The sequence below is a fragment of the Terriglobus saanensis SP1PR4 genome, assembly GCF_000179915.2.
In the GTDB taxonomy this organism is placed as follows: Bacteria; Acidobacteriota; Terriglobia; order Terriglobales; family Acidobacteriaceae; genus Terriglobus; species Terriglobus saanensis.
Genome location: NC_014963.1, coordinates 3,664,614 through 3,689,975 on the forward strand (window position 1 = coordinate 3,664,614; position 25,362 = coordinate 3,689,975).

At 58.5% G+C, this 25,362-nt stretch carries 25 protein-coding genes and 1 tRNA gene; 18 read left to right on the top strand and 8 right to left on the bottom strand.

The features are described 5' to 3' along the window. Window positions 1–68: 68 nt before the first annotated feature. A complete protein-coding gene (locus ACIPR4_RS14700; RefSeq protein WP_013569450.1) occupies window positions 69–1,028 on the bottom strand; it encodes a LysR family transcriptional regulator in 960 nt (319 codons plus the stop codon). A 383-nt stretch (window positions 1,029–1,411) separates the two neighbouring features. Between ACIPR4_RS14700 and ACIPR4_RS22780 the strand changes: the two genes are divergently transcribed. Together ACIPR4_RS22780 and ACIPR4_RS23550 are read left to right on the top strand one after the other, a co-directional pair. After that, window positions 1,412–1,588, top strand: coding sequence for a hypothetical protein (locus ACIPR4_RS22780; RefSeq protein WP_187290191.1), 177 nt, complete (start codon window positions 1,412–1,414; stop codon window positions 1,586–1,588). A 195-nt stretch (window positions 1,589–1,783) separates the two neighbouring features. After that, window positions 1,784–2,941 (top strand): tyrosine-type recombinase/integrase, encoded by a 1,158-nt coding sequence (locus tag ACIPR4_RS23550; RefSeq protein WP_425358322.1) that lies wholly within the window; start codon window positions 1,784–1,786, stop codon window positions 2,939–2,941. Here the strand turns inward: ACIPR4_RS23550 and ACIPR4_RS14720 are convergent. Further along, window positions 2,898–2,972: transfer RNA gene (locus ACIPR4_RS14720), tRNA-Val, on the bottom strand. The two genes, ACIPR4_RS23550 and ACIPR4_RS14720, sit on opposite strands and share 44 nt — an antisense overlap. A 135-nt stretch (window positions 2,973–3,107) precedes the next feature. Between ACIPR4_RS14720 and ACIPR4_RS14725 the strand changes: the two genes are divergently transcribed. The 3 genes from ACIPR4_RS14725 to ACIPR4_RS21790 all read left to right on the top strand — a co-directional run bounded on the left by ACIPR4_RS14725 (window position 3,108) and on the right by ACIPR4_RS21790 (window position 5,210). Continuing rightward, window positions 3,108–3,902: an RNA polymerase sigma factor gene (locus ACIPR4_RS14725; protein ID WP_013569453.1), complete on the top strand. Its 795-nt coding sequence runs from the start codon at window positions 3,108–3,110 to the stop codon at window positions 3,900–3,902. A 95-nt stretch (window positions 3,903–3,997) separates the two neighbouring features. Beyond that, window positions 3,998–4,507: an anti-sigma factor gene (locus tag ACIPR4_RS14730; protein ID WP_013569454.1), complete on the top strand. Its 510-nt coding sequence runs from the start codon at window positions 3,998–4,000 to the stop codon at window positions 4,505–4,507. Between the two features lie 70 nt (window positions 4,508–4,577). Beyond that, window positions 4,578–5,210: a DUF3106 domain-containing protein gene (locus ACIPR4_RS21790; protein ID WP_187290192.1), complete on the top strand. Its 633-nt coding sequence runs from the start codon at window positions 4,578–4,580 to the stop codon at window positions 5,208–5,210. Between the two features lie 13 nt (window positions 5,211–5,223). On the opposite strand, the gene ACIPR4_RS14740 is transcribed toward ACIPR4_RS21790, so the two are convergent. Next, a complete protein-coding gene (locus ACIPR4_RS14740; RefSeq protein ID WP_013569456.1) occupies window positions 5,224–6,027 on the bottom strand; it encodes a dolichyl-phosphate beta-glucosyltransferase in 804 nt (267 codons plus the stop codon). A gap of 170 nt (window positions 6,028–6,197) precedes the next feature. On the opposite strand from ACIPR4_RS14740, the gene ACIPR4_RS14745 reads away from it, so the two are divergent. The 4 genes from ACIPR4_RS14745 (at window position 6,198) to ACIPR4_RS14760 (ending at window position 9,215) form a co-directional block, all read left to right on the top strand. Further along, a complete protein-coding gene (locus ACIPR4_RS14745) occupies window positions 6,198–6,944 on the top strand; it encodes a S49 family peptidase (RefSeq protein WP_013569457.1) in 747 nt (248 codons plus the stop codon). After that, window positions 6,941–8,068, top strand: coding sequence for an IS110 family RNA-guided transposase (locus ACIPR4_RS14750; protein WP_013567006.1), 1,128 nt, complete (start codon window positions 6,941–6,943; stop codon window positions 8,066–8,068). Before ACIPR4_RS14745 ends, ACIPR4_RS14750 begins: the two co-directional genes overlap by 4 nt. 53 nt (window positions 8,069–8,121) lie before the next feature. Continuing rightward, window positions 8,122–8,763 carry a S49 family peptidase gene (locus ACIPR4_RS21795; RefSeq protein ID WP_013569458.1) on the top strand — a complete coding sequence of 214 codons (642 nt, stop codon included), beginning with the start codon at window positions 8,122–8,124 and terminating at the stop codon, window positions 8,761–8,763. A 128-nt stretch (window positions 8,764–8,891) separates the two neighbouring features. Further along, entirely contained in the window at window positions 8,892–9,215 is a 324-nt protein-coding gene (locus ACIPR4_RS14760; protein WP_013569459.1) for an HU family DNA-binding protein, read from the top strand. 29 nt (window positions 9,216–9,244) lie between these two features. Here ACIPR4_RS14760 and ACIPR4_RS14765 read toward each other — a convergent pair whose 3' ends face one another. Next, window positions 9,245–9,709 carry an acyl-CoA thioesterase gene (locus tag ACIPR4_RS14765; protein ID WP_013569460.1) on the bottom strand — a complete coding sequence of 155 codons (465 nt, stop codon included), beginning with the start codon at window positions 9,707–9,709 and terminating at the stop codon, window positions 9,245–9,247. A gap of 69 nt (window positions 9,710–9,778) precedes the next feature. On the opposite strand from ACIPR4_RS14765, the gene pncA reads away from it, so the two are divergent. The 7 genes from pncA to rseP all read left to right on the top strand — a co-directional run bounded on the left by pncA (window position 9,779) and on the right by rseP (window position 15,955). Then, window positions 9,779–10,417 carry a bifunctional nicotinamidase/pyrazinamidase gene (gene pncA / locus ACIPR4_RS14770; protein WP_013569461.1) on the top strand — a complete coding sequence of 213 codons (639 nt, stop codon included), beginning with the start codon at window positions 9,779–9,781 and terminating at the stop codon, window positions 10,415–10,417. Between the two features lie 348 nt (window positions 10,418–10,765). Beyond that, complete coding sequence (locus ACIPR4_RS14775; protein ID WP_245536357.1) at window positions 10,766–11,167, top strand: helix-turn-helix domain-containing protein; 402 nt, start codon at window positions 10,766–10,768, stop codon at window positions 11,165–11,167. Window positions 11,168–11,267: 100 nt separating this feature from the next. Next, window positions 11,268–12,137: a polyprenyl diphosphate synthase gene (gene uppS / locus ACIPR4_RS14780; protein ID WP_013569463.1), complete on the top strand. Its 870-nt coding sequence runs from the start codon at window positions 11,268–11,270 to the stop codon at window positions 12,135–12,137. 50 nt (window positions 12,138–12,187) lie between these two features. Further along, complete coding sequence (locus ACIPR4_RS14785) at window positions 12,188–13,030, top strand: phosphatidate cytidylyltransferase (RefSeq protein ID WP_013569464.1); 843 nt, start codon at window positions 12,188–12,190, stop codon at window positions 13,028–13,030. Window positions 13,031–13,048: 18 nt separating this feature from the next. Continuing rightward, on the top strand, window positions 13,049–13,327 hold the full coding sequence (locus ACIPR4_RS14790) for a hypothetical protein (RefSeq protein WP_013569465.1): 279 nt from the start codon (window positions 13,049–13,051) through the stop codon (window positions 13,325–13,327). A gap of 51 nt (window positions 13,328–13,378) precedes the next feature. Further along, window positions 13,379–14,536, top strand: a complete 1,158-nt coding sequence (gene dxr, locus ACIPR4_RS14795; RefSeq protein ID WP_013569466.1) for a 1-deoxy-D-xylulose-5-phosphate reductoisomerase — start codon at window positions 13,379–13,381, stop codon at window positions 14,534–14,536. A gap of 30 nt (window positions 14,537–14,566) precedes the next feature. Further along, window positions 14,567–15,955: an RIP metalloprotease RseP gene (gene rseP / locus ACIPR4_RS14800; RefSeq protein WP_013569467.1), complete on the top strand. Its 1,389-nt coding sequence runs from the start codon at window positions 14,567–14,569 to the stop codon at window positions 15,953–15,955. Between the two features lie 126 nt (window positions 15,956–16,081). Here rseP and ACIPR4_RS14805 read toward each other — a convergent pair whose 3' ends face one another. The 4 genes from ACIPR4_RS14805 to ACIPR4_RS14820 form a co-directional block, all read right to left on the bottom strand. Then, the gene (locus ACIPR4_RS14805) at window positions 16,082–17,467 is read right to left on the bottom strand and encodes an L-seryl-tRNA selenium transferase (RefSeq protein ID WP_013569468.1); all 1,386 of its coding nucleotides are present in this window, start codon (window positions 17,465–17,467) and stop codon (window positions 16,082–16,084) included. A 31-nt stretch (window positions 17,468–17,498) separates the two neighbouring features. After that, the gene (locus ACIPR4_RS14810) at window positions 17,499–18,071 is read right to left on the bottom strand and encodes a RidA family protein (protein ID WP_013569469.1); all 573 of its coding nucleotides are present in this window, start codon (window positions 18,069–18,071) and stop codon (window positions 17,499–17,501) included. Between the two features lie 235 nt (window positions 18,072–18,306). Then, a complete protein-coding gene (locus ACIPR4_RS14815; RefSeq protein ID WP_013569470.1) occupies window positions 18,307–19,302 on the bottom strand; it encodes a hypothetical protein in 996 nt (331 codons plus the stop codon). A gap of 42 nt (window positions 19,303–19,344) precedes the next feature. Continuing rightward, window positions 19,345–20,964, bottom strand: a complete 1,620-nt coding sequence (locus ACIPR4_RS14820) for a Na+/H+ antiporter (RefSeq protein ID WP_013569471.1) — start codon at window positions 20,962–20,964, stop codon at window positions 19,345–19,347. Between the two features lie 173 nt (window positions 20,965–21,137). On the opposite strand from ACIPR4_RS14820, the gene ACIPR4_RS14825 reads away from it, so the two are divergent. Together ACIPR4_RS14825 and ACIPR4_RS14830 are read left to right on the top strand one after the other, a co-directional pair. Next, window positions 21,138–23,648, top strand: coding sequence for a penicillin acylase family protein (locus ACIPR4_RS14825; RefSeq protein ID WP_013569472.1), 2,511 nt, complete (start codon window positions 21,138–21,140; stop codon window positions 23,646–23,648). Next, a complete protein-coding gene (locus tag ACIPR4_RS14830; RefSeq protein WP_013569473.1) occupies window positions 23,645–25,354 on the top strand; it encodes a 6-pyruvoyl-tetrahydropterin synthase-related protein in 1,710 nt (569 codons plus the stop codon). The genes ACIPR4_RS14825 and ACIPR4_RS14830 overlap by 4 nt, the downstream gene beginning before the upstream one ends. The last annotated feature ends 8 nt before the right edge of the window (window positions 25,355–25,362 follow it).

Sequence of the window (25,362 nt, forward strand, 5' to 3'; positions counted from 1 at the left end):
AAGGTCAGGAGATTCGCGAAGTCCAAGACGTAATTTCTATAGTGCTCAAAGTTCGATTTATAGATCGCTCATCGACGGATGAGTTCTAGTTGATGAGGACTGCGGAGCGCCGCCGGTTGCGGCTGTTTACGCGTGCTCCCGAGATCGTGTTCATCCAGGTATTTCTCGATGAACATCAAAGCCATGTGGCTCGGGTTCTTCGTCGTAACGAACGCAGTGTCAGCCGTCCAGTTTAGGCCCGTTAAGGGCCTCGTAATCAGACCTGCGTCGAGAGGCCAGAGCTGGTCGATCAATGCGAGTCCGTAGCCCTGCTTCACCATCAGTTGAATGTCTGCCGGTGTCGCCGCAAAGCTGGCAAGATGCAGGGGCACGCCCAACTCAGAAAACATCTCCAAAAGCCGAGCATGCGCTGCGGGATGCAATTCTGGATCACGGAACACCTTGAGGCGTGGCGCAGCTTCGCGAATATCTACTAGGGCTTGATTGCTGAGGGGATCGTCTGCGCACATGCAGATGACGAGTGGTGAGCGTGCGACCTGACGGGCACGCCACACATCTTTGTCGATAGGCATTGGAAGGAGCGCACAATCGAGCGCGCCGCTTTCGAGTCGCTCCAAAATATGCTTTGTATTCCCGCTGAATAAATGGATCTCACATTCTGGAAACATCCCCTGATATGCAACACGAAAGTTGTCGAGAAGGAATCCATTCACAAAAGATGAGAAGCCCAGATGAAGCGGTGGAACCGTTCCGTCATGGATGGCTCTGGCCATGCGGAATGTTTCTTTCCTTCCGGCAAGGACGATCCTGGCCCACACAAGTATGAACTCTCCCGCAGGCGTGGGATAGACTCCATCGCGTCCTTTACGAACAAGAAGCGGATATCCAATGTCATCCTCAAGAGCTTTGATTTGGTGGCTGACGGCAGGTTGGGAGCGCAGTACATGCTCGGCTGCTCTGCTGAAGTTCTTGCGCTCGGCAATCGCAACCAGATATTCCAGATGGCGAAACTCGACAATGTCTGACATAGCCCAGGTACTCCGCTGGCAGTGACGTCAAGACTCCACATCTTCCTCGGGGGACGAGAGTCGATGTTGCACCTCTAATCGTTCAACTAGGAACCAGATACGTCAATTAGTTTCGTTTTGGTTACTGGAAACTCATTGAGGTTGCTAGGAACCACTAGGTTCCTACCTCTACGCGCCTGGTATGCATGGAACTTTGATTGGTATTGATGAGAAGTATTGGACTCCAGTGCCGCCTCGCCGCACTCTCGATGTGACGCACATGCGAGGTGTCGATGGAAAACCGTGATCTTCATTTGGCCAACTCTGTCTCAGACTCAACCGCGCCGCCGCGAAAGCCTCCTACCCGATGGATTCCAGTCGAACCACTCCTCACAGCAGAGGATGTGGCACGGCGATTGAACGTCAGCACCGATTGGGTATGGGATCACTCCTCCCGCAAAAAACCTCTTCTTCCCGTCATCCGGATGGGCGATGGAGCGTTGCGATACCGCGCCAGCGGTATTGAGCTATTCATCACCGAACACGAGCAAATCGGCAAACTGCGCAGGCGCACAGGCTGAGCACTCTCGGTAAAATAAGAGTGCCCACTGTCTCCCCGCGGAAACAGAGGAATCATGGGTAAATCGCACCAAACAGGCTGGGTCTCACTGCGCGGAAAGCAGTGGTTTGGTTACTTCCGCCAGATGGTCCTTGATCCTGATACAGGCGAGGAGCGAGTCAAGAAAGTCTGCGTCAAGCTCGCCCTCAAAACCAAAATGACAAAGCTCCAGGCGCGGGAAGCGTTACGAGCCGAAGTCACCAAACGTACTGGTCAGAACCTCGGAGGCCGGGTCCTCAAGGACAGTTCCGTCACCTTCGCATGGTTTGTGCTCAATCGCTACTTTCCGCTTCGAAAGGGAGATTGGCGACCTGAAACGGCGAAAGAGAAGATGTCGCAGATTCAGCTCGACCTCGTAAATCGATTCGGAGCGTATCCGCTCGACTCGTTCGACAAGTTCATGATGCAGACGCACCTGAACAGTCTTGCGGAGCGGTACTCGCAGGATCGTGTGAAGCAAGCGAGGTCGTACCTGAAGTCCATCTTCGATGAAGCCATCGAGCAGGAGTACCTGACAAAAGATCCAAGCCGGAAGCTTCGGATTCCGAAGAACCTCCGGCCCAAGGACAAGCAGGTACTGAACTGGGAGCAGCTTTGGCTGATCCTGGCCAATGCAGGCAGGCGAGATCGTCTGCTCCTCATGCTCGATATGACGGAGGCGCTTCGCCCGAGTGAGTTGTTTGCGCTCAGGTGGAGATCCTTCGATGACCAGAACACGCTAACCCTGACCGAGACTGTCTATCGCAGAACGCTCCGACCGTTCGGGAAGACACCAGGCAGCCTCACCAAAGTTCACCTACCGGATGGTCTGGCAGATGAGCTGTTGCGCTGGAAGATGGAGTGCAAGAAGGCCTCCTGCAAGAACGGGAATTGCACGAAGCCGGAACATCGCAAGGCGTCTCCGGAGGAATTCATCTTCCAGAATGCCGACGGTGGATTCATGGATGCGGACAACTACCGCTTCCGTGTTCTGAAGCCGCTGGCGGAGTCGCTGGGCATTCCGAAACTCAACTTTCAGGTCATGCGCCGGACGATGGCGACGCAGGCGCAGAAGATGGGATCGGTGAAAGACATCCAGGCGCATCTGCGGCATTCGAGGCCCGACACGACGGCTCACGAGTACATGCAGGAGCTTCCGGAGAGTGTGCAGGAGATGGTCGGATCGGTGTACGCAATGCTGATGAAGGGAGGAGAAAATCAGTCTACTGACGAAATGCCACAAAAAGCCGCAAATGCTTCGACCGTCATACCGCCTAAGTTGTTGAAAGGATTGGTGGGCACAGCAGGATTCGAACCTACGACTTCCACCGTGTGAAGGTGGCACTCTACCGCTGAGTTATGCGCCCGGACGATGACCGTCTCCGGCAGGTATTCTCGAAGGGCTACCCTGCTTTCAGCATACCATCGCCTCACTGCATCCGGCGGCGGAGGAAGCCTGTAGGCCATAAACTGCGTCCTACCCGAAGTACAATCGAACGCCAGTGCCTAAGAAACCCCTCCAACCCGGCCAAGAGACCGCGCCGCTTCCCGGCAAGGAAGGGGAAGAGGCCGTTCCGAACGCGGAATTAGCCGAAGAGGGTGAAATTTCGCAACAAAATGAGGACGACGGTGTTCCAGAGGATATGGCATCGCTGGCGCTCAATCCGGGCATTCTGGGACACGAGGAACTGGAAGCGAAAGCCGTCCCTGCGCACAATCCCATCGCGGAAACTGACGACGCGGCCATGATGCTCCGTCTCGCCGCGGGTGAGATGGAATGCTTCGATTTTCTGATCAATAAATACCGCCGCCAGATCGTCCATTTTATGTATCGCATGGTTCACAACCAGGCCGTTGCGGAAGAGATGGCGCAGGAGGTCTTTCTTCGGGTCTATCGGTCACGTGAAACGTATCGCGCTGAGGCTCGTTTCAGTACATGGCTTTACCGTATTGCCACCAATCTGGCCGTCAACCATGCGCGCGACACGAAGAACGAGCGCACGGCCCAGACGATTCACCTGGATGAGCCGGATTCCGAGACAGGCACGACACCCGATGTGGCCGACCAGCATATTTCGGCTGAAACCAATATGCTACGGCAGGAACGTATGAAGGCGATCCGCCAGCACGTTATGGCCCTTCCGGAGCGCCAGCGCATGGCGGTCTTAATGCACAAGTACGAAGAGATGGATTACAAACAAATTGGCGAAGTATTGAAACTAAGCGAATCTGCCACAAAGTCCCTCCTTTTCCGCGCCTACCAGACTCTGCGCGAGACGTTGAAAGACTTTGTCTAGAACTTCGGGTTTAAGTAGTTAGTAGAACGTAATTTTGAAAACTTTTGGATCATTGCTGCCGTCGCACTACGGGGAAACAGGTGCAGGAGCTGAACATGGACTGCAAGAAGTACGAAACCGAAATCCTGGATCTGATCGACGCCCCCTCGGGGCCGAACGGAGCCCCCTTGGCCGATCACGCAGCGGCACGTCATATCGCCGGTTGCCCGGAGTGTCTCACCGAGTTGAACGGAATGCGTGCCACCTTCGCTGCCATGAGCGACTGGACCGCACCTGAAATTTCGCCGTGGTTCGATGGAAAGCTGGCAGCACGTCTGCGCGAAGCCCAACAGGCACAGCCGGAGGGATTCTTCGCCCGGCTGCGCTCCCGTTTTCTCTTCACCTCCAATCTGCAGCTTCGCCCGATCATGGCAGGCGCCATGGCAATAATGCTTGCGGTCGGAGGTGGCGGGTACGCCAGCTTTGTCCATCTGCATCCATCCGTGCAGGCTTCAGCCACGGTTCAGGACCTTCAGCTGCTCGATACCGATGCAACCGCCCTGCAGCAGATCGACCAGCTTGTCGATGACAATTCCACGGATGACGGCAACGACTCCGCCAGCTAACCGAGCCATGCTTCAAAAAGGAAAATCTAACGGAATGAGCAGAGTTTTGCTTATTCTCGGGAAAGAAATCATGACCAGGCTGCAGACAATGCGTACGCCTCCCCCCTACCAGAAGAATTCTGGCAAGAGGCGCGCGCTTGTCTTCTTCCTGGCGATGGGGCTTTCTTCTTCCTTCCTGCTCGCCCAGAATCGGCCGCCGCAACCGCATGTTCAGGGGACTCCGCCCTCGCGACAGGTACCCCGCTCCGCCATAGGTCCGAGGCCGCAGCAACAGCATTTCACCGAATGGATGCAGCAGCGCAGCCAACTCAACCCCCAACAGCAACAGCAGGCCCTGCGGGCAGAACCCGGTTTCCGTCAGCTTCCTCTTGAGACACAACAGCGCTTGATGAACCGGCTGCAAACTCTGAATCAGATGCCTCCAGAGCAGCGGCAGCGCATGATCGACCGCAATGAGCAGATGGAACGCCTTTCGCCGCAGCAACGCCAGCAGGTACGGGGTGCCTTGCAGCAGCTCGGTGGACTTCCTCTCGACCGTCGTCGCGCCGTAGCCAGATCTTTTCGTGAATTGAAGGGGTTGCCGCCCGAGCAGCGCGGCGCAGTGCTGAACTCACCGGCTTACCGCTCGCAGTTCAACGAGGAGGAGCGCAGCACGCTCTCCAACCTGATGCAGGCTGAGCCGTATATTCCCGTGCAACGATAGGTTTTAGGTCAGCCTAATCGCGTACTGAGCTGTGCATATGAACCGGCGGAGTTACCATCTTCGACGTGTCCTTCATCGCGGCGATATCGCGATCGTAGCGACCCGCAACGGAGTTCGACCGGATGATGGCCATCTCCTCCAACATCTTCGCGCCGTCCTTGAGATAACTCATCTTGCTGCGCTCATCATGTCCCCAGGTAACCGGAACTTCCTTAACTCCGTAGCCCAGCTTGCGCGCGATGAACAGGATCTCCGGATCGAAGCCCCAGCGCTCGATCCTCTGCAGTCTGAAGATCACCTGCGCCGCAGACCGACGAAACGCTTTGAAGCCACATTGGGTGTCAGCGAAGGGTAGACCCATCACCATGCGGGTAAGTGCATTGAAGCAGCGGCCAAAAAAGCGACGGTAGAGCGGCTGATGCCGCGTCTGGCGGTCGCGATCTAGCCAGCGCGATCCAATCGCAACGTCCGCTCCCTGATCGATTGCTGCAAACAGGCGCGCAGCCTCTTCGATCGGTGCAGAAAGGTCCGCGTCGGTAAACATGACGATATCGCCCGTAGCTTGCAGAAGGCCATTGCGTACGGAGTACCCTTTGCCCTTGTTTCCCGGGTTCCGTAGAAGGCTCAGACAGTTCGAACGCTCCATCCAACGATGCACGATGGCGACAGTGTCATCGGTTGATCCGTCGTCGACCACGGTCACTTCGGCGTCCCAGCCACTCGTCTCGACGCACTCCAGAACGCGCTCAAGCGTCCGCTCGATGCGAGCGCTTTCGTTGAAGGCCGGAATAATAATGCTGATATGCGGATGTGACATGAGATCGACCTGAACGTCCCCTTTTCCTGAAGCACCACCACGCCAAGCTACTTCTGGAGGGGATAAGTTCAGTCAAAGACCATAATCATACGTCATCCATTGGACGACAGCCAAAAGGAATTAGACGCATTCGATTATTCCCTGAAAATCGGGTGTAAACTCCACCTAACATGCCGGAAGAAACCGTTCCCCCACCGCCTCCCATCCCCTCCACCGCATTCGCCTATGCCCCCGCGCCTCCACCCCGCAGGCGTTCGGCGGGCTTCTGGCTCCTGATCATCGGCGGGTCGCTGCTGATGCTCGCCCTGCTGATCGCGGGCACGGTATGGAGCACGATGCAATCGCTCAAGGCGGACGATTCTGAAGAAAACGGAATTGCGACCTCCTCGAAGAAAATCGGTGTCATCGAGGTTACAGGCGTCATCCTGACCGCGGACACCCTTTCGCAGCAAATGCGTAAGATGGCGGCGGACAGCGATGTAAAGGCGATCATCCTCCACATCAACTCGCCCGGCGGCGGCGCAGCGGCATCACAGGAACTCTTCAACGAAGTCGTACGCATTCGCAAGGAAAGCCACAAGAAAATCATCGCCTCCATTGAAAGCGTAGGCGCCTCCGGCGCGTATTACATCGCCTCGGGATGCGACAGGATCTATGCCAACGACGCCTCCGTCGTCGGTTCTATCGGAGTCATTATGGAGTGGACCAACTATGGCGAGCTTCTTCGCTGGGCCAAGCTGAAGAACGTGACCCTTAAAGCCGGAGAACTCAAGGACGCAGGCGACCCGACCCGTGACCTCACGCCCAAAGAACAGTCAGTATGGAGTGACCGGCGCCGATGCGCCGACCGTGGGTTAAGCTGTGAGCGTCGAAGGGCGCGCAGTTCAGAGCCACAAGCGGAAGGAAGCCGGTCATGAAGGAGAAGGTACGATTTCTAGGTTTGGATGTCCATGCTGAGACGATCGCCGTGGCGGTCGCGGAGCCGGAAGGTGAGGTTCGGAGCCTGGGAACGATTCCCAACCGTGCTGAGTCTATCCGCAGGTTGATCAAGAAGCTTGGTCCGGCCGCCAAGTTGAGAGCCTGTTATGAAGCCGGGCCGACGGGCTACGTCGTGTACTGGCAGCTCGCGGAACTGGGCGTCGAGTGCGAGGTTGTGGCACCTACGCTGGTACCAGTCAAGGCTGGCGATCGAGTGAAGACGGACCGGCGGGATGCTGAGAAGCTGGCACGGTGCTATCGGTCCGGGGATCTGACGGCGGTGTGGGTTCCGGATGAGGGGTCGGAAGCGTTACGCGATTTGGTGCGAGCCCGCGAGGCAGCCAAGCAGGATCAGACCCGAGCGCGGCATCGCTTGAGCAAGTTCCTTCTGCGCTCCGGTCAGCGTCCACCGACCGGAGTCAGGCCGTGGACACGACCCTATCTAATCTGGGTCGCGCAGCTGCGTTTCACCCAGATCGCGCAAGAGTCTACGCGCCAGGATTATCTGCACGAGGTCGAGCACATGCGGGAGCGGGTCGCACGACTGGAGCAAGCCATCATGGAAGCGGTGAAGCTGGCATCTCCGGCGCTGCAACAAGTCATCAACGATCTACAGGCACTGCGCGGTATTGCAGATATCTCGGCGGTCACCATTGCGAGCGAGTTGGGCCAGGTATCTCGCTTTGAGAGCGCTCGCCAGCTGATGGGTTACTGCGGCGTTGTACCGAGCGAGGATTCCAGCGGCAAGCGAACCAGACGCGGAGGCATCACGAAGACCGGCAACGCGCACCTCCGACGCATCGTTGTCGAAGCCGCATGGAGCTATCGTCGTCCACCAGGTATCTGGTACGGTCTGCGCAGACGACAGGAGACCATTTCACAAGAGACCAAGGAGATTGCGTGGAAGGCGCAACACCGGTTGCATAAGCGATATATGAAGCTGGGCGCGGCCGGCAAGGATCAGAGGAAGATCGTCACAGCTGTAGCTCGAGAGCTGCTGGGCTTTATCTGGGCTATTGGAACCAGAGCAGAGACTGTCTCCAGGCAGCAAGTTGCAGCCTGACAATAACGCAAAAGAAAAACCTCCTAAGAAGGAAAAAGACAAGAACACTTTCAATGAACGCTGACATCCATCTCGAACACAGAGCCAGCAGCAGCCAGGGCAAGCACGAAGGAGAACCCTCGCTCGGCCTATGCGACAGGCTCAACCGGACTCGCGATAACAGTCAGAGGCAGCTCCCGACGGATCATGATTATGCGGTTTCGACCCGCGAATATCAGACTGATCAATCGTCGCTCAAAACTGCCCCGACTGCTGCTCGCTCTGTCTTCGGGAAAGGACGAAAGCAACGACAACGACAAAAACAAACCCACAGATTTGGCGGTGTTGACACGGTCACTCCATATCAGGCCTATTTTCAAACCCTTGTCGACAATATGCACGGGCAGTTTATCCATGACGTTGCCACAGGCCGCGGTACTTCGGACGACAAGATCCTTCCGCTGGCGACCGGTCAGGTCTGGACCGGACAGCAGGCCATTGGCCTCCACCTGATCGACAAGCAGGGCGGTTTCCGCGTAGCCCTGATGGACACCGCACGCGATGCTGGCATCTCCGGTGAACCCGGCATTCAACGTCCGGTAAAGATTAAACACGGCCTTCTCTCGAACTTAATCAGTGGAGACGCGGACAATCTTTTCCCTAACCCTTCCAAGCTTCTCGACCAGGCTCCCGGCTTCTACTACATGTGGAAGTAACCAATCATTTTGTATAAGCCGGCCCCGGATTGGAACGTTCTTATGCGACACGAAAAACAGGGCGACCCACTTCAAGGGCCGTCCGTCTAAAATAAGTCTGTACGACGCGGCGCGAAAGGACATATTCCATGACCAAGGCTGATCTGGTAGACAAGGTGACGGATCTCGGCGACCTCACACGGCGTGACGGCGAAATCATCGTGGAAACCCTCTTCGAAGGTGTCGTCAGCGCGCTCAAGGCCGACGATAAGGTAGAGATTCGCGGCTTCGGCAGCTTCCGAACGAGGCAGCGCAACTCCCGCATCGGCCGTAATCCCAAAACCGGCGAGAGGGTCGACGTCCCCGCAAAGCGTGTCCCTTTCTTCAAGCCATCCAAGGAACTCCGCGACCTCGTCAACACGACGAAAGCCGCGACAGACGCGATCGATCCTCATCATCCGCCCGCAATGTAGGCTGGCTGATCCGCCGTAACCTTCAAGGGTTATTTGGTGGCGGTACCATCCATCAGGGCTTTAAATGCCAGTTGGTACTGTTCCGGCAACGTCGCTTTCGTCATCGCCTTATCCACCACAATATGTGTGGTTTCGCCCTCGCAAAGAAGAGTTTCATCTTCGACGCGCACGATGCGATAGGCAAACTTGATCAGCGATCCACGCAAGGCTGAAATCCGGGTCCGCACAGCAATTTCGTCATCGTAGCGGGCGGGCGACTTATACCGCGCGGTCGCTTCCACCACCGCGATCATGAAGCCCTCTGCTTCGAATTGCTTGTAGCTCAGCCCGAGGGAGCGCAGAATCTCCACGCGTCCCAATTCAAACCAGACCAGGTAATTTGCGTGATAAACCACGCCCATCTGATCTGTCTCCGCATAGCGCACACGCACACGGGCTTCCGCGTGCACTTCCACCGACTTTGCAGGGCTTACGGAACGGGTCTCTTCTGTCATCTCTTCAGTCTATGGTGCAGTTCGAGATCCTCGCGGTTCATTCTCCACCAGATGCTACCCTGAACGCCCATGGCAGACTTTACGATCCAATCGACAGACGTCCTTCTCGTCATCGATCTCCAGACAGACTTCACCCCCGGCGGTGCACTCGCCGTCCCCGGCGGAGACGAAATTATCCCCGCGATCAATGCCCTTTCACAAAAGTTCCAACATGTCATCGCCACCCGCGACTGGCATCCTCTCGGCCACATCTCCTTTGCCTCTACGCACGGCAAGCAGCCGTTTACGGATACTGTGGAAGCCGCCTATGGCACCCAATCTCTCTGGCCCGACCACTGCGTCCAGATGACTCTGGGAGCCGAACTGCACCGCGACCTGCATCTTGCCAACCTCGATCTCATCCTGAACAAAGGCACCCGCCCGCAGATCGACTCTTACTCCGCCTTCCTGGAAAACGATCACACCACCCCGACCGGTCTGGCGGGATATCTGCGCGAACGCGGTTTTCATCGTCTTTTTCTCTGCGGCCTGGCATCGGATTACTGCGTTGGCCACTCCGCTCTTGACGGCGTCCACATGGGTTTCGAGTGCATCGTTCTGGAAGACCTCACCCGCGGCATCTCCCAATCCACCATCGCAACCATGGAAGAAAAATGGCTAGCCGCTGGCGTCAGAGCCCTCCCCTCCGGCAGCTTGAAAGACCAATAAGCACTCAGCGCCCACACCCCAATCAAAAAACTCAAGACTAAAACTCGTTACTCTCTAGATTCCCCTCCGGTTATTTTCGGCAGTGTTGCCGATAACTACCCAGATTCCCCTTGACTCATAAGGAATCTGTTGTCATTCTAGGCACGTCGCCTGTTTCTTATCGGACATACGACACAGGAGCCTTGCTCTGGCATCCTGTCCGCACTACACAATATGGCAACCATGATGGCGCCCGTCGAACAGCGGGAAGTACTTCGTTGCGATCATTGCGCTTTGGTCCAGTTTCGTCGGATCGATAGCCTTTGCCGCCGCTGCCACAAATCACTTGACGTTGAAGAGCCGGCACCCGTGCCCGTCACCCTCGCTGTCGTCCCCACAGCCCTACCCCGCGAAGACTCTGGTCTCCAGGTAGCGTCCGCAGTCCGCGATCTGCGGCTCGTGCGCAATCTCTCCCAGCGTCAGCTCGCCGGCCGCATGGGCGTGCCACGCACCTATATCTCCAAGATTGAAAATGGAAAGGCCATGCCGACGATCGGTTCCCTCGAACGTCTCGCACGCGCTCTCCAGGTGGACATCTCCGACCTCCTCCGCGATGCCAAAAGCCGGCATCAGGGTGAGACGGCTGTGCTCACCGCCGATCCGTTTCTAGCTGAAATTGCACAGTTTGTCGGCCAGTTGGACCCGGTTCAGCGCTCCATCTTCCTGAACCAGGTGCGTGAGCTGGCCGCTGGCCGCCGACGCATGGCGTAAGGAAGCGAACCGCACGACCTCCCTCCTCCGCACTTCGTCCCTGCAGTGTGCAATTGCGCCTGCAGGGACGAAGTGATACGGTCGTTTCTGCGAGGTCGTTTTGCCGCTTACACAGCCTCTCCGCGTCCACGAGCTGTCCTCTGAAGAGGCCGCGCTCTACCGCACGTTGGATCCCACACGCATTCCCGAGCACGTCGCCATCATCATGGATGGCAATGGCCGCTGGGCCGGTAAACGCGCCATGAAGCGTTTCCGTGGCCACCAGCAAGGCGCAGAGTCCGTCCACTTCGTGGTCGAGACCGCCTCCCGCATCAATCTTCCATACCTCACGCTCTATGCTTTTTCGCTGGAAAATAACCTGCGTCGCCCAAAGTCCGAAGTCAGCTTCCTCATGAAGCTCCTTCGTTCCTACCTCGTCGGCAACGTCAAGCGCATGCAGGACAACAATGTCCGCATGGCCTATATCGGTCGTATCCATGAGCTTCCGGAAGAAGTCCAGGAAACCATGCAATGGGCCGAAGCCGAAACAGCCAAGAACACCGGTACGACCCTGACTCTGGCCCTCAACTACGGCTCCCGCTGCGAGATCGTGGATGCCGCCCGCCTCACTATGCAGAACACCCTGGCAGAGGCTAAGCGCCGCGGCATCTCCGTCGAAGATCTTCTCGCTGTGGACGAACATGCCGGCATCACGGAAGACTCTCTCTCCGCCGCCATGTATACGCACGCCCTGCCCGATCCGGATCTGCTCATCCGCACCTCGGGTGAGATGCGCATCTCCAACTTCCTTCTCTGGCAGATCGCCTACGCGGAACTTCACGTCACCGACCTTCTGTGGCCGGATTTCCGAGGCCTGCATCTCCTCGAAAGTATCGCTGAATTCCAGCGCCGCGACCGTCGCTACGGTGGCATCGGCCAGGTCGAGACCGACGAAGAACTACCTGACCCGGCTCCGGTTCTTCACGGCTAGAAGTCCTAACAGCCTGGCGCGCAGTCTTGAAGCTGTATCCTTGCCAGAGCATGAAGCGCATTCTTACCGCCATCGTTCTGATCGCCCTCGTCTTCGGTCTCATCTTCTGGAGTAATCCCCAGGCCCTCATCGCCTTCTGCGGGATCGTGGCCTGCCTGGCCGCCTACGAGTTCGCCGCCCTCACCAAGGCCGGTGGCGCACCGATCCCCGCTTGGTGGATGATCCCCGCCGTCATCATCTTCTTCGTAGTAACCGACTACCGACCGATGGAGGCCCCGCTCCCGGTACTAAGCTTTCTCGGTCTCTCTCTGCTCACCGTCTCCGCCTTTCGTGGACAACTGGAGCGCGCCCTTCCCACCGCCGCTTCAGGATTTTTTGCGCTCATTTACATCGCTTACCCGCTTTCGCTCCTCCCCCTCTTCGCGCAAAAAGAGAACGGCGTCGCGCTTCTCATCTTCCTTATGCTCGCTGTCTGGACAGGAGATATCGCCGCCCTCTACATCGGCAAAGCCTTCGGCCGACACAAGCTGGCACCCTCGCTCAGCCCAAACAAAACCTGGGAAGGCGCCTTCGCCTCCATCGCCGGGTCGGTGCTCATTACGGCCATTCTGATCGTGGTCTCGAACACGCTGACCAGCCGCGGCAACACCCTCCTCCACATCAGCGAACCCGTCTGGCAGACCCTCCTGCTCGCCGCCCTGGTCAACATCGCCGCCCAGGTGGGAGATCTTCTCGAATCCGCCATCAAGCGCGGTGTGGGCGTAAAGGACTCCGGCGCAATGCTTCCCGGCCACGGAGGCATCCTCGACCGTATCGATGCCCTCCTTACCGCCGCACCGGTGCTCTGGTATCTCCTGCTGCTGAAAGAGGCCTTCGGCCTCGGTCCCTTTTAGGCGATAATTATTGCAGCCATGAGCACAAAGAATGTCGTAGACGCATTCCGCGAAGCCATTCAGGACATCCTTGTCCCGGAGATTCGCTCGATGAAGGTCTCCATCGATTCTCTTCGGACTGAAATGCAGCTTCGCGACGAAAATCAGGCGCGGGCCGTACAGGGTATCGCTTCAGAGATGAAGCTACGAGATGAGAAGCAGACGACGGCGATTCATTCGTTGTCGGAGAAGCTGGACTTTGCCATCGACATCCGCGAGCGACTCGCTTCTCTCGAAGCACGCATGCCGCGACAGTAGTCTGCCCTTCCTATCAAAACCCTTGACCGACGATCTGCGAAAATAAACTACGTGAAGAACATCGCAATTCTCGGATCCACCGGTTCCATCGGCACCTCCACCCTCGATATCTGCGCCCGCTACCCGGAGCTCTACCGTCCCGTCGCACTCGCCGCCGGACGCAACGTTGAAGTCGCCCTCCAGCAGTGCCGGCAATGGCGTCCGAAATACATCTCGATGGCCGACGAAGAAACGGCCGCGACGCTTAAGGCGCTACTCGTGGACAACACCGACACCGAAGTCCTCCACGGTACCGCAGGCTCCGTGGCAGTTGCCACCCTCAGCGAAGTCGACTTCGTCGTCTCCGCCATCGTGGGCGTTGCGGGCCTCGAAGCCACCTACGAAGCCGTGCTCGCGGGCAAGACCATCGGTCTCGCCAACAAAGAAGCGCTCGTCGCCGCAGGCGAACTCATCATCGCCGCGGCCAAAAAGAACAACGTGGCGCTGCTCCCCATCGACTCCGAACACAACGCCATCCACCAGTGCATGCGTGGCGGCACCTCGGCAGAGGTTAAGCAGATATGGCTTACCGCCAGCGGCGGTCCATTTCGGAACACGCCGCTCGATGAGTTCGCGAAGATCACGCCCGCGCAGGCCCTCAAACATCCGACCTGGGTCATGGGCCAGCGCATCACCGTCGATTCGGCCACCATGCTCAACAAGGGCCTCGAAATCATCGAAGCCTGCCGCCTCTTCAACTTGCCCCCCGGCAAAGTCCGCGTGACCATCCACCCCCAGTCCACGGTTCACTCCCTCGTGGAGTACATCGATGGCAGTATCCTGGCGCAGATCTCGGTCACGGATATGCGCCTGCCGATCCTCTACGCGCTCGCCTACCCCGACCGGATCGCCTCCGACCTCACCTTCGACCTCTCCACGCTCTCGCAGCTCGACTTTCAACAGCCCAACCTCGACCGCTTCCCCTGCCTCCGTCTCTCCTATGAAGCAGCCGAAAAGAGCCAGGCCCACTGCATCGCGCTCAACGCCTCGGATGAGATCGCCGTTGCCGCCTTCCTTGCCGGAAACCTGCCATTTCTCGGTATCCCGCGTACAATCGAAGAGGTTCTGGCTCGGACAACCGCATCTTCGCCAGCCACGATCGCAGACGTTCTCGCTCTCGATCAACAGGCCCGCGCACTTGCTCGCGAAATCATCGCAGCCGAGTCATAAGTAAGAGAAACAATAGAGGAAACACCGATTTTGAGCCTTTTTTCGCATCTTCCTGGCCTGATCAACTTCGTTCTTATCCTTGGCGTAATGGTTCTGGTGCATGAGTTTGGCCATTTCCTCGTTGCGAAACTTTGCGGCGTCCGGGTAGAAGCCTTTGCCTTCGGCTTTGGTAAGCGTCTCTTTGGCTACCGTGGAAAGAGCGGCACAGACTACCGCATCAACCTCTTCCCCTTCGGCGGTTACGTCAAAATGACGGGCGAAATCGAGGTAGATGGCATCGCCCACACGGACGACACCGCACCTCGCGATGACGCGGGAAACTTCAACGTCAAGCCGCGCTGGCAGCGCATTCTCATCGCCCTCGCGGGCCCCGTCTTCAACTTCATCCTCGCCTTCTTCATCCTCTTCGCCGTCAACCTCTTCCACCACGAAGTAGCGGAAGGTCTGCAGGGCGCGGCTGTAATCGACTACGTAGCCAAAGGCTCCGCCGCCGACGCAGCCGGACTTCAGTTGGGTGACACCATCACCCGTTTTGATAAGGTCGAAAATCCCGCCTGGCTCGACATTTTCAACCGCTCCATGCTGCATCTGAACCAACCCGTTGCGATCTCCTATCTGCACAACGGCCAGTCTGTGGACAAGCAGATCATCATCACCTCCAACGGCAAGCTGGACGACTACGACCCCATCGCCACAGGCTGGATTCCCCGTGCGCAGAACACGCCGCTCATCGTCGCCTCCGTTCTTCCGGACAGTGCGATGTCTGAAGCAGGCGCGCAGGCTGGCGACAGAATCGCCACCATCGACGGTCTTCCTTTGCGTTCCACCGAAGCCACCAGCGCATACATGACCGACCAGAAGGGTCAGCCCATCACGCTGGGCATCCTACGCAACAACGCGTCCCTGACGCTGAAGGCGACCCCACGTCTCACCGAAGTCCCAAAACGGGGCAAGGTCTACCGCCTCGGGTTCAGCGTCAACCCACCGCCAGCCCGCGTCGAGCGCATGTCGTTTGCAGGCGCCGTAAAGCAATCCTGGGATGACAACAAGAAGACCTCCCTGCTGATCGTGGATATGCTCCACGGCATGTTCACACGGGAAGTCTCTGTCCGCAACGTCTCCGGCCCCGTCGGCATCTTCCAGCAGATCGACACCGCCTCCAGCATCAGCAAGTGGTACGTCCTCATGCTGGCCGCCGGAATCAGCGTGAACCTCGGCATCTTCAACCTGCTGCCCTTCCCGATCCTCGATGGAGGCATGATCCTCTTCCTCCTCGTCGAAAGCGTGATGCGCCGCGACCTGAACCCGGCATGGAAGGAACGCATCTACCAGGCCGCGTTCTTCGTCATCCTTCTCGTCTTCGGTCTCATCATCTTCAACGACGTCTCGAAGTTCGCGATCTTCCACCACACGAGATAAGAATCTCGCATCGTGAAATCTGCAGCGAAATCGAAAATCCTCTTCTCGGCACCGCAAAGCGAATGTTCAACAAAAAGACCTCGTCCCGCTTGAGCAGGACGAGGTTCTTTTTGTTCGTGTTCCAAACTACGCCTTAGGCGCAGCCTTGAAGATCTCCACCAGGCGATCAGCGATGAACTTGTCCTCGCCGTCTTTGATCTGCCAAACGGCAAACCCAAAAGTGGTGGGATCCGGAGCGGGACGGTTCCGTCGCGGACGTGGTGCTTCGCCCTCAGGATGCTGCGGAGCGTCCGGATTGCGTCCCCGCATGCCTGCCGCGCCTGCACCAAAGCTTCCAATGCCAAGCTTCGGTGTGTCTGCAAGCTGCTGCATGACTTCCTGCGCGGTGATCTTCAGCTTGGTCTGGTCGATCTGCCAGCTGTAATGGGGTGTTACGTTGCCGAGCGCCTGGGGATCGAACTTACGTGGAAGCGCCGTCACACCAAACTTCTTCACGGCGTCCGTAATCACCTGAGCACGCGCGTCGTACATCCGAAGCACGGCGTCGTAATCTTGGTTAACGAAGAGCTCCAACGCCTTCAGCAGGCCGAAGATCGTCTCCTTGCCCACCTTGCAGCAACGGCCGATACGATCTTCCTGCGGACTCATGTTCAGCAGAGACCAGCGGATCAACTCTTCCTTGCCGATCAGAATGCCGGAGGCCTGCGGTCCGCAGATGTCCTTGCCGCCCGAGAACGTCACCATGTCGAAGCCGACTGCGGGATACTCCCACAGACGCTCCTTGGGCGGAACGTCCGCCGACGCATCGTTGAAGGTGTAGATGTTGTGCGCCTTCGCGATCGCAACGGTCTCCGGTCCGCTGACCTTGCCCATGTTGGACTGGATGTTGGTGAAGTGAATGGCCAGCGTCTTCGGATTGATTGCGGCGATCATTTCCTCGCGCGTCTCCACCTCAATCAGCTTTGCGCCGGTCTGGCGGATCTGGTGATCGAAGTTGTAGCGATGGCTCTTCTGGATGATGACCTCTGTGCGCGGGAAGCCGGTCGTGTCCGGAACCTGCTTCATGCGGGGTTCGAGATCTTCGGTCATCATGGCGGCGTAACCCACGACCATGGCCGCAGCCGCTCCACCCGTAACCAGGCCGGTGTAGCCTTCGGGAGACTTACAAAGCTTCGCAATGAACTTGCCCGCTGCAATCTCCAGTTCGTCGATCAGGACAAAGTGCTCGTTGCCTCTGCGGATCAGCTCCATCACTTCGGGCTTCATCACCGATCCACCGATGACAGTCACCGTTCCAACAATATTGACCAGCGGCTTCACCCCAAGCTCGGCGTAGATGTCGCCCGTCGAACCGAGACCGGAGGTAATCGGCACAATGGGGCTGCCGTCTACACCGTGCGCGGATGCCTTGGACTTCGCAGCATGCAACTTGGGATTGGCAAACAGACTGCCCGTAGCAGCACCAAGGGTGGAGAGAAAAGATCGACGATTCCAACCGGACTTCAGATTCATGCGTAACTTCCTTTCAGATCTCTTTTTTAAACTATTCACCAGCAGGGGGTGCGGGTGGATTGACCACTATGGCGCTTCCAACAATCTCAATCAGCGAATCGCCAGGAATCCACTCCAACGCCATGCAGGCGCGTGAAGGAGCCTTGCCCGGGCTGAAGTACGTTCCATAGATCTTGTTCAACGCGTCGTACTGCGCTTTATGCGCTGCAAATCGCGCACTGCCGGTCGGCATGGGAATCGTGTCCGCGTGGGGGAGGCAGAGAAAAACTTCCAGATGAATGATGCTGTCCATCGTGCATCCCGCGCGTTCGACGGACTTCTTCAACGCATCCATCGTCCGCGTGACGTGCTTCTCAAATGGATCCGTGACCAGCACATGATCTTCGCGGGGATAGCCATCATTCGAGCCGGTTCCGGAGAAGTAATAGATGCCGTTGTGGATATGGTTTCCGCCACCACGACGCGGGCGATCTCCACCCGGTCCGCCCGCCGGTGCTGCGCCAGGAGCAGGAACGGGTGCAGCCTGCTGCGCGAAGAGTTTGGTACCGGTTACGACAGCCGCCATCGCAGCGATCTTGCCAAAGAAGCTACGTCGACTATTCATCTCCATAATTCTCCTTCATTACTTTTTCAGGATTTACTTCTTGATCAGCGACGCAGGCCGCACTTAGAAAGTTGCGGCCGGGGAGAGGGGGTTACGCAAAATCGTACAGCCTGGGAGAGGCTTCTGTAGAGCCTGTGAGTTAGAAACTTAACTTTCAAGCCAACGGACCGCGATGTCATGGGCCACTTGACCAAGATCGAAGTAGGTCAAATGTCGCTGCTCATTGAAGGGGAAATTAGCGCCCCTGTAACTCCGCCAGCACCTCTGCCGCCGCCACGCGCGCTTTGGCCAGACCATCCGCGTCTGGCGGAAAGCTGATCGCTCCCACACGGGCGTGTCCGCCGCCGCCATAGCGCTCGCAGATCGCAGCGATGTTGATCAGAGTGTTCTCCGGCACCGTGAACCAGGGGTTTGTTCCCACGGAGATCTTCGTTCGAAAGCTCGCCTTCGTCAGACCGACCGTGTACAGCGCCTCGGGATGGAGGTAGTAGGGGATGAACTTGTTGTAGCCGTCGATGGGTTCGTCAGCCAGGTCGAAGGAGATCACGCCGTCTTCCACGAGCCCTCGGTTGCGAATCATGCCGATCGCCCGCTTGTGCTCCGCCATCAGCGGCTCAAACTCTTGGGCGATAAAGTCCTGCTCCAGCAGCTCCGCAAAACTCATCTCCGTCAGCATGGGAATCAGACGCGGGATGAGCGTCTTGTCTTTCGCCGCTTCGATGATCATGCCCAACCGCATCGCAGGCGCGTCCATCTCCACAGCTGACCGTGCGCTCTCGTACTTGGCTCCGTCGATGAGGTTCGCCCAGTAGATCAGGTCCTTCAGACCGGAGGTGTCGAACCCGAACTTCTTCGAAGCAACGTGCGCGATAAATCCGGCGCAGGAGATGTAGTTGGGATCGAAGAACTGACGCATCGCATGCGGTCCGTCCGTTTGCTGTGCATCGAATTGCGCGCGGTCTTCTGGAGTCAGAAACGCACTTTGATGATGGTCGAACCACCAGGTCAGCTTCGGCGAATTCCAGTATTTGAAATCGACAATCGCATTCTGATTTCCCTTGTCGACCTCAAGGAAGTCCGCAGGGTCGAACTGCGCCCCGGCCTTATGCATCAGGCCCTTGTAGCTGTACTCGTCCACACCTCCAATGCACTCACGGTGGAAGCGTGTGAAGAGGGACGCAGAACATGCGCCATCGAAGCAGTTGTTGTGAAACAGAACGCGCAGATGCAAGACAGACTCCTAACGCTCAAGCATAAGCCTACGGACCGATCTTCAGCCAGCGTTTGTACTCGCGCTGATCGACCCGAGCCTGCTGTCCGCGAGATCGAGTTCCCTCTCCAGCATGCGCAGGGTGTCATCGGAGATGCGATCCTGGTCGCGCAGCTGAATCAGGGCCTGCCGCTCCACTTGCAGGGTCATCCTGGCCGCCTCGCGCATCGGTGGCGGATCGCTCACGACCGAAGGATCGCCGCACTCGGTCAGCCCCTCCAGGCGATGTTCGTACTGATGCAACAGGTCCTCATAGGCATGCCGTATCTGCTCGCTCTTCCCTTCGCGCGGCTGCTCCAGATAGGCAATCGCAGCCTCCAGAACGATGCGACGGGCATCGCCCTCCTCGCAATCCACGCCCTGATCACTCAAACCCAGCGCCTTGATGAGCGGAGGCAGCGTAAGGCCCTGCACCACCAACGTCACCAGGATGACGACAAACGTAAGGAATACGATAAGGTTCCGTGCGGCAAAGGGCTGCCCATTCCCCAGGACATAGGGCAGCGAACTGGCAGCGGCCAGGGCCACCACACCACGCATCCCGGTCCAACCCACCACAAAGACCTGCGCCGCAGGAGCCTTCGTATCCCCGGTGTGCAGAATTCTCGGGATAAGGGTCCTCGCTACCCATGCCCCAGGGAAGACCCAGATCATGCGCGCCGTGATCAGGATCGCAGAGAACGCCACACCGTATCCAATGAGCGCCAGATGGCTGTAGCCGCGAATGCCCGCAAGAACATAGGGAAGCTGCAGGCCGATCAGAAGGAAGACCAGACCATTCAGTAGAAATGTCAGTGCACTCCAAACCGAAACGACCTGCAATCGCGTGTCGGGGGAGAAGTATTCCGTGCTTTTGCGCGCCATGTAGAGACCGCAGGCGACGACGGCGATCACGCCCGAAGCCTTGACCGACTCCCCGGCAAGATACGCGCCGTACGGCACGATCACAGAGATCGCAATCTCCACGGGACCATCATCCACCCAGCGTTCGAACCACGACACCACCACCGCAATCAACAGCCCGACAAGCACGCCGCCGCCCAGCAGCCAGAGCAGCCGCAGAAGCCCTTGGGTCACAGTCGGCGGCTGTCCGCGCAACAGCATGTCGATGCCGAACTCCAGCGCCAGCAGGCCAGTCGCATCGTTGACGAGGCTTTCGCCCTCCAGCACATCCACGATCCGTCGTGGCAGGCCAAGCCGCCGCGCGATGGAGGTCGCCGCCACGGCGTCCGTGGGCGAGACGATCGCCCCCAGAAGAAACCCAGCCTTCCAGTCCAGCTCCGGAATAAAGCGGTCCGCCGTTTCAGCTACCACCCAGACGGTAAACGCAACCAATCCAATGGCCAGCATGGAAATCGAAGCAATGTTCTGGCGAAACTCTCGCAAGGAGGTCTGCCATGCCGCGGCAAACAGGAGCGGTGGGAGAAAGACGAGAAACACGACATCGGGAGCCAGGGGGAAACGCGGCACTCCGGGAATAAAGCTCACCACCAGGCCCGCGATCACCAGGACAATCGGATACGAGACGTTCAACCTGCGCGCAAAGCCGGCGATGATCACCATCATGGCCAGAAGCCCTAGCAGCAGGCCCTGCACCGACTCCACCTGAAACCCCTCCGCCATCGTAATCGCCTCCCCATTACCCCAGGTCTATCTCTTGAAGAATCTGTGTCTATAGGTCTATGTACACTGTTGCACAGTCCAAAGCCAAGCCGTCGCGCTCGTGCAAACCAGCCTGTCCGAAGTACTGGTAAAAAACAATTTTCGCCCTGCCAGTACGCTAGACTTGCTCAGCAATGAGTACCTCAAGACCATCCCCATCCGTTCCCTCCTGGCAGCCGCCTGCGCGTCCGTTCTCGCGCACGGCATCATGGCTGCGTCGCCTCGTTTTTGTCCTCCTGGGTTTTGTTCTTTTGGTCGCTGCCTGCGTCCTGGGCGCGCGCCTGTGGTTCTCCCATGCACTGCGCGCCTCGCTTCCGGTGGTCGAAGGTTCGCTGCCGGTCGGCGGCCTCAGCGCCTCCGTGCGCGTGGAGCGGAATGAGCACGGCATCCCGCACATCACGGCGTCCACGATGGACGACCTCATCTTTGCGCAGGGCTTTACCACCGCGCAGGACCGCCTCTGGCAGATGGACGTTCTGCGCCGCCACGGAGCAGGCGAACTCGCGGCGATCTTCGGCAGCGCCCTCATCCCGCACGACCGTCTGCAGCGCTACCTGCAGATCCGTGCTGCAGCCGATCGCGCCGTCGCCAACCTCGACCCCGCTGAACACCACTGGCTGGACACTTACGCGCGGGGCGTCAACGCGCTCATCGACTCCCAAACAGGGCAGCTTCCCGCAGAGTTCCGTGTCCTCGGCTACAAACCAGCCCCGTGGACAGCGCGAGACTCCCTGCTCATCGCCCTCGTCATGGCGCAGGACCTCAGCACAAAGTTTCCCGACAAGCTGAACCGCGAAGCCGTCATGGCCAGACTTTCGCCGGAGCTACAGGCCGATCTCTACCCCGTGGGCTCGTGGCGAGACCATCCCCCCTCCGAGGGGAAGCCTGACCTTACCGTTCCCAAGGAGTTCATCGAGATCCCCCTCGACGCCTCGCAGGCCTCGCTCCGCAGCCCGGAACACACGCGCGAGTTGGCGGAAGTGGAATCCATCCTCGCGCCCTTCGTCTCGCGCTACCGTTGCGAAGACTGCACCGCCGGTTCCAATAACTGGGTCGTCGCCGGTGCGCACACCGCCTCCGGTCATCCTTTGCTCGCGGATGACATGCACCTCGCCCTCGGCATCCCCGGTATCTGGTACGAGGCCGATCTAGAAGCCCCCAACTTCCATGCCACCGGTGTTTCTCTTCCTGGCGTCCCTTTCATCATCGTCGGCCACAACCAGCACATCGCCTGGGGCTTCACCAACAGCGGCGCGGACGTGCAGGACCTCTACGTCGAAACCGTGGACCACGACCGCTACAAGACGCCGGACGGTACATGGCTTCCACTGGAGCACGCGCACGAACTCATCCAGGTCGCCCACGGCCGGAACGTCGATCTCGACATCACGCTCACACGGCACGGCAATGTCTCGACACCGATCCTCTCCCCGCTTTATCCCAAAGAGACGCGCCAGATCGCTCTGCGTTGGAACGTCTACGATCCCGCTGTAATTCGTTCTCCCTTTGCGCTCGTGAACTCCGCGCAGAACTGGACTGAGTTCCTCGACGCCTTTCGCAACTTCGGCGCGCCGTCTCAGAGCGTCGTCTATGCGGACGACCAGGGCCACATCGGATACCACCTTCTCGGCAAGATCCCTCTGCGCGGCGAAGCCACACACGCCAGCGGTCTCACGCCCGTTCCCGTCACCTCCGGCACCTACGAATGGAGCGGATATATCCCCTTCGACATGCTTCCCCAGGTCTTCGATCCTCCGGGAGGCATCCTCGCCACCGCCAACTCGCGCATCACGGATGAAAACTATCCCTTCGCCATCTCTCTGGACTGGGGCATACCTTACCGCAACGAACGCATCTGGAAGGTTCTCGCCTCGAAACAGGACCTGACCCTCGACGACATGTCCGCGTTGCAGAACGACACCTTCTCTGCACTCGACCAGACCATCGCCCACCGTCTTGCCTACGCGATCGATCACGCAAAGGCACCCTCCAAGCGACTTCGTCAGGCGGCCGATCTTCTGCGCTCCTGGGACGGCAACGTCACCATCGAATCTCCCGCACCCGCCATCGTAGCCGCTACAAAAGATGCTCTCTGGCCCATGCTCCTGGAACCTCATCTCGGGGACGCCGCCAAGCTCTACACCTGGGGAGAGAAGAGCTTCGTTCTGGAAGAACTCATCGCACGAACACCCGCACAGTGGCTCCCCGCAGACAAGTCCGACTGGAACGAGCTTCTTACCTCCGCACTCGACAAGGGCCTGAATCAGGCCAGCGCTCCCTCGAACCTGGAGAAGTGGCATTGGGGCGATCAGAACCGTCTCGCAGAAAATCATCCCATCTTCGGCAAGGCGGTATGGATGCGGCCCATCGTCGGACGCAACACGGGAGCACCGTCACTCCCGCTCGCAGGAGACATCTCCGCAGTGCGTTCCGTCAGCCCCGACCATGGTCCCTCGCAGCGCTTCACGGTCGACCCCTACGATCCGGAACATGCCACGATGGTGATTCCCTACGGCCAGTCCGGCAACCTCGCAAGCCCCTGGTACATGGACCAATTTCCCTCCTGGTACAGCGGCCGGCCGTTGCCGCTACCCTTCAACTTCAATGGCGCGGGTTCCCACCTGCTCACACTCACTCCCAAATGAAGCGCCTCTCCGCCATGATGGGTGAGAACGGGCACCGCCTTCTTCTGCCGCTCGCGGCGTTGCTGGCGGTGCTCCCACTCATCCTCGGCGGGACCTCCTGCGGTCACGACTTTCCTTTCCACGTCGGCAACTGGATGGAGGCGCAGCACCAGTGGAGCCAGGGCGTTCTGCTGCCGCGATGGGACTTCGCCGCCGCATGGAACGCGGGCGAGCCACGCTTCCTCTTCTACCCGCCGCTCACGTGGATGCTCGGCGCGGCGCTCGGCACGATCCTTCCATGGAGCGCCGTTCCCATCGTCTTTACCTGGATTGCTTTGACCCTCAGCGGTCTCACGCTCTATCGCCTCGCCCGCGCGCACACAACCTCCAACGCCGCCCTCATCGCCGCCTGCGTCTATCTGGCGAATCCGTACATGCTTTTCGTCGCATATGAGCGCACGGCATTCGCCGAGCTCCTCGCCGCCGCATGGATGCCGCTACTCCTCTTTGAAGCACTGCGCCCTCGCATCCGAATCGCTCCCCTCGGCATCGCGGTTGCGCTGCTCTGGCTGACCAATGCTCCCGCTGCCGTCGTCGGCTGCTACACGCTGGCGTTGATCGTCTTCCTGCGCCTCTTCTTCGAAAGAAAAGCTGGCATTCGGCCTCTGTGGTCACTCGCACTGAGAAGCAGCGCTGGCACGGCCCTGGGGCTCGCCCTCGCGGCCTTCTACATTCTTCCCGCAGCGTACGAACGCCGTTACGTACAGATCCAGATGGCTGTCCTCGAAGGCATGCAGCCCTGGAACAACTTCCTCTTCGCCCACTCCGGCGAAGACTCGCACATTGCCGTACTTCGGCAAGCTTCTTTCGCCGCCTTGGCTATCTTCGCCGTCGCTCTGCTCTCTGCGGCATGGCTGTTGAGTACCTCTTTCTTTGCAAGCAGGAATGGGCTCAAGCGCAACGCCCGTCCATCGCACCAAAACGTGATGCTCCTCACCATCGTCACCGTAATCGTTCTCTTCCTGCTCACCCCGCCATCCGCTCCGATCTGGCGGCACGCCCCACAACTTCTCTTTCTGCAATTTCCCTGGCGCTTCACCGCCGTGGAAGAAGCCATCGCCGCTTTTCTCTTTGCCCTGGCTCTTTCGCATCTCGGGAAAAATAAACTCGCCTCTGTAGCAGCCCTTGCACTCTCCGTCATCCTCGCCTTCACCGGAGATCATCTCTACCACCAGCCTTTCCATGACGACGACACCGTCGCGGACATTCGCTCCACTCTTCAGAACCACCAAGGCATCGACCCCACGGACGAGTACACCCCCACCGACGCGGACAACGATTCACTGGCGCATGGTAATCCAGCGTTCTGGACGAACGACAACCCCGACGCTCCGCCTTCTCCGGGCCTTCCCCGCGTTACGACGATCTCCTCGGGCGATCCCTATCTCACCTTCTATCAGGTCAAGGCGGGTCCGAAGTTTCTCATCTTGAATCTCCGCCTCTTCCATGGATGGCACCTCCTCCGCGACGGCACGGAGATCTCATTGACTCGGCCAAGGACGGACGGACTAGCCGCCATTCCTCTCTTACCGGGCCATGACAACTCCATTGAGATCGTCTATCGCAGATCCTCCGATCAATCTTTGGGCATCGCGATTTCTATCGCCGCACTCCTGATCACAGTTCCTTTCGTTCGCCGCGAACGGGGAAGGGCATATACTTTTTAGGCAAGGTG

Coding starts and splice junctions, on each gene's coding strand:
- ACIPR4_RS14700 (WP_013569450.1), bottom strand. CDS start 1,028: ATGTCAGACATTGTCGAGTTTCGCCATCTGGAATATCTGGTTGCGATT.
- ACIPR4_RS23550 (WP_425358322.1), top strand. CDS start 1,784: ATGACAAAGCTCCAGGCGCGGGAAGCGTTACGAGCCGAAGTCACCAAA.
- ACIPR4_RS14730 (WP_013569454.1), top strand. CDS start 3,998: ATGGACTGCAAGAAGTACGAAACCGAAATCCTGGATCTGATCGACGCC.
- ACIPR4_RS21790 (WP_187290192.1), top strand. CDS start 4,578: ATGACCAGGCTGCAGACAATGCGTACGCCTCCCCCCTACCAGAAGAAT.
- ACIPR4_RS14740 (WP_013569456.1), bottom strand. CDS start 6,027: ATGTCACATCCGCATATCAGCATTATTATTCCGGCCTTCAACGAAAGC.
- ACIPR4_RS14745 (WP_013569457.1), top strand. CDS start 6,198: ATGCCGGAAGAAACCGTTCCCCCACCGCCTCCCATCCCCTCCACCGCA.
- ACIPR4_RS14750 (WP_013567006.1), top strand. CDS start 6,941: ATGAAGGAGAAGGTACGATTTCTAGGTTTGGATGTCCATGCTGAGACG.
- ACIPR4_RS21795 (WP_013569458.1), top strand. CDS start 8,122: ATGAACGCTGACATCCATCTCGAACACAGAGCCAGCAGCAGCCAGGGC.
- ACIPR4_RS14760 (WP_013569459.1), top strand. CDS start 8,892: ATGACCAAGGCTGATCTGGTAGACAAGGTGACGGATCTCGGCGACCTC.
- ACIPR4_RS14765 (WP_013569460.1), bottom strand. CDS start 9,709: ATGACAGAAGAGACCCGTTCCGTAAGCCCTGCAAAGTCGGTGGAAGTG.
- pncA (WP_013569461.1), top strand. CDS start 9,779: ATGGCAGACTTTACGATCCAATCGACAGACGTCCTTCTCGTCATCGAT.
- ACIPR4_RS14785 (WP_013569464.1), top strand. CDS start 12,188: ATGAAGCGCATTCTTACCGCCATCGTTCTGATCGCCCTCGTCTTCGGT.
- ACIPR4_RS14790 (WP_013569465.1), top strand. CDS start 13,049: ATGAGCACAAAGAATGTCGTAGACGCATTCCGCGAAGCCATTCAGGAC.
- ACIPR4_RS14805 (WP_013569468.1), bottom strand. CDS start 17,467: ATGAATCTGAAGTCCGGTTGGAATCGTCGATCTTTTCTCTCCACCCTT.
- ACIPR4_RS14810 (WP_013569469.1), bottom strand. CDS start 18,071: ATGAATAGTCGACGTAGCTTCTTTGGCAAGATCGCTGCGATGGCGGCT.
- ACIPR4_RS14820 (WP_013569471.1), bottom strand. CDS start 20,964: ATGGCGGAGGGGTTTCAGGTGGAGTCGGTGCAGGGCCTGCTGCTAGGG.
- ACIPR4_RS14825 (WP_013569472.1), top strand. CDS start 21,138: ATGAGTACCTCAAGACCATCCCCATCCGTTCCCTCCTGGCAGCCGCCT.
- ACIPR4_RS14830 (WP_013569473.1), top strand. CDS start 23,645: ATGAAGCGCCTCTCCGCCATGATGGGTGAGAACGGGCACCGCCTTCTT.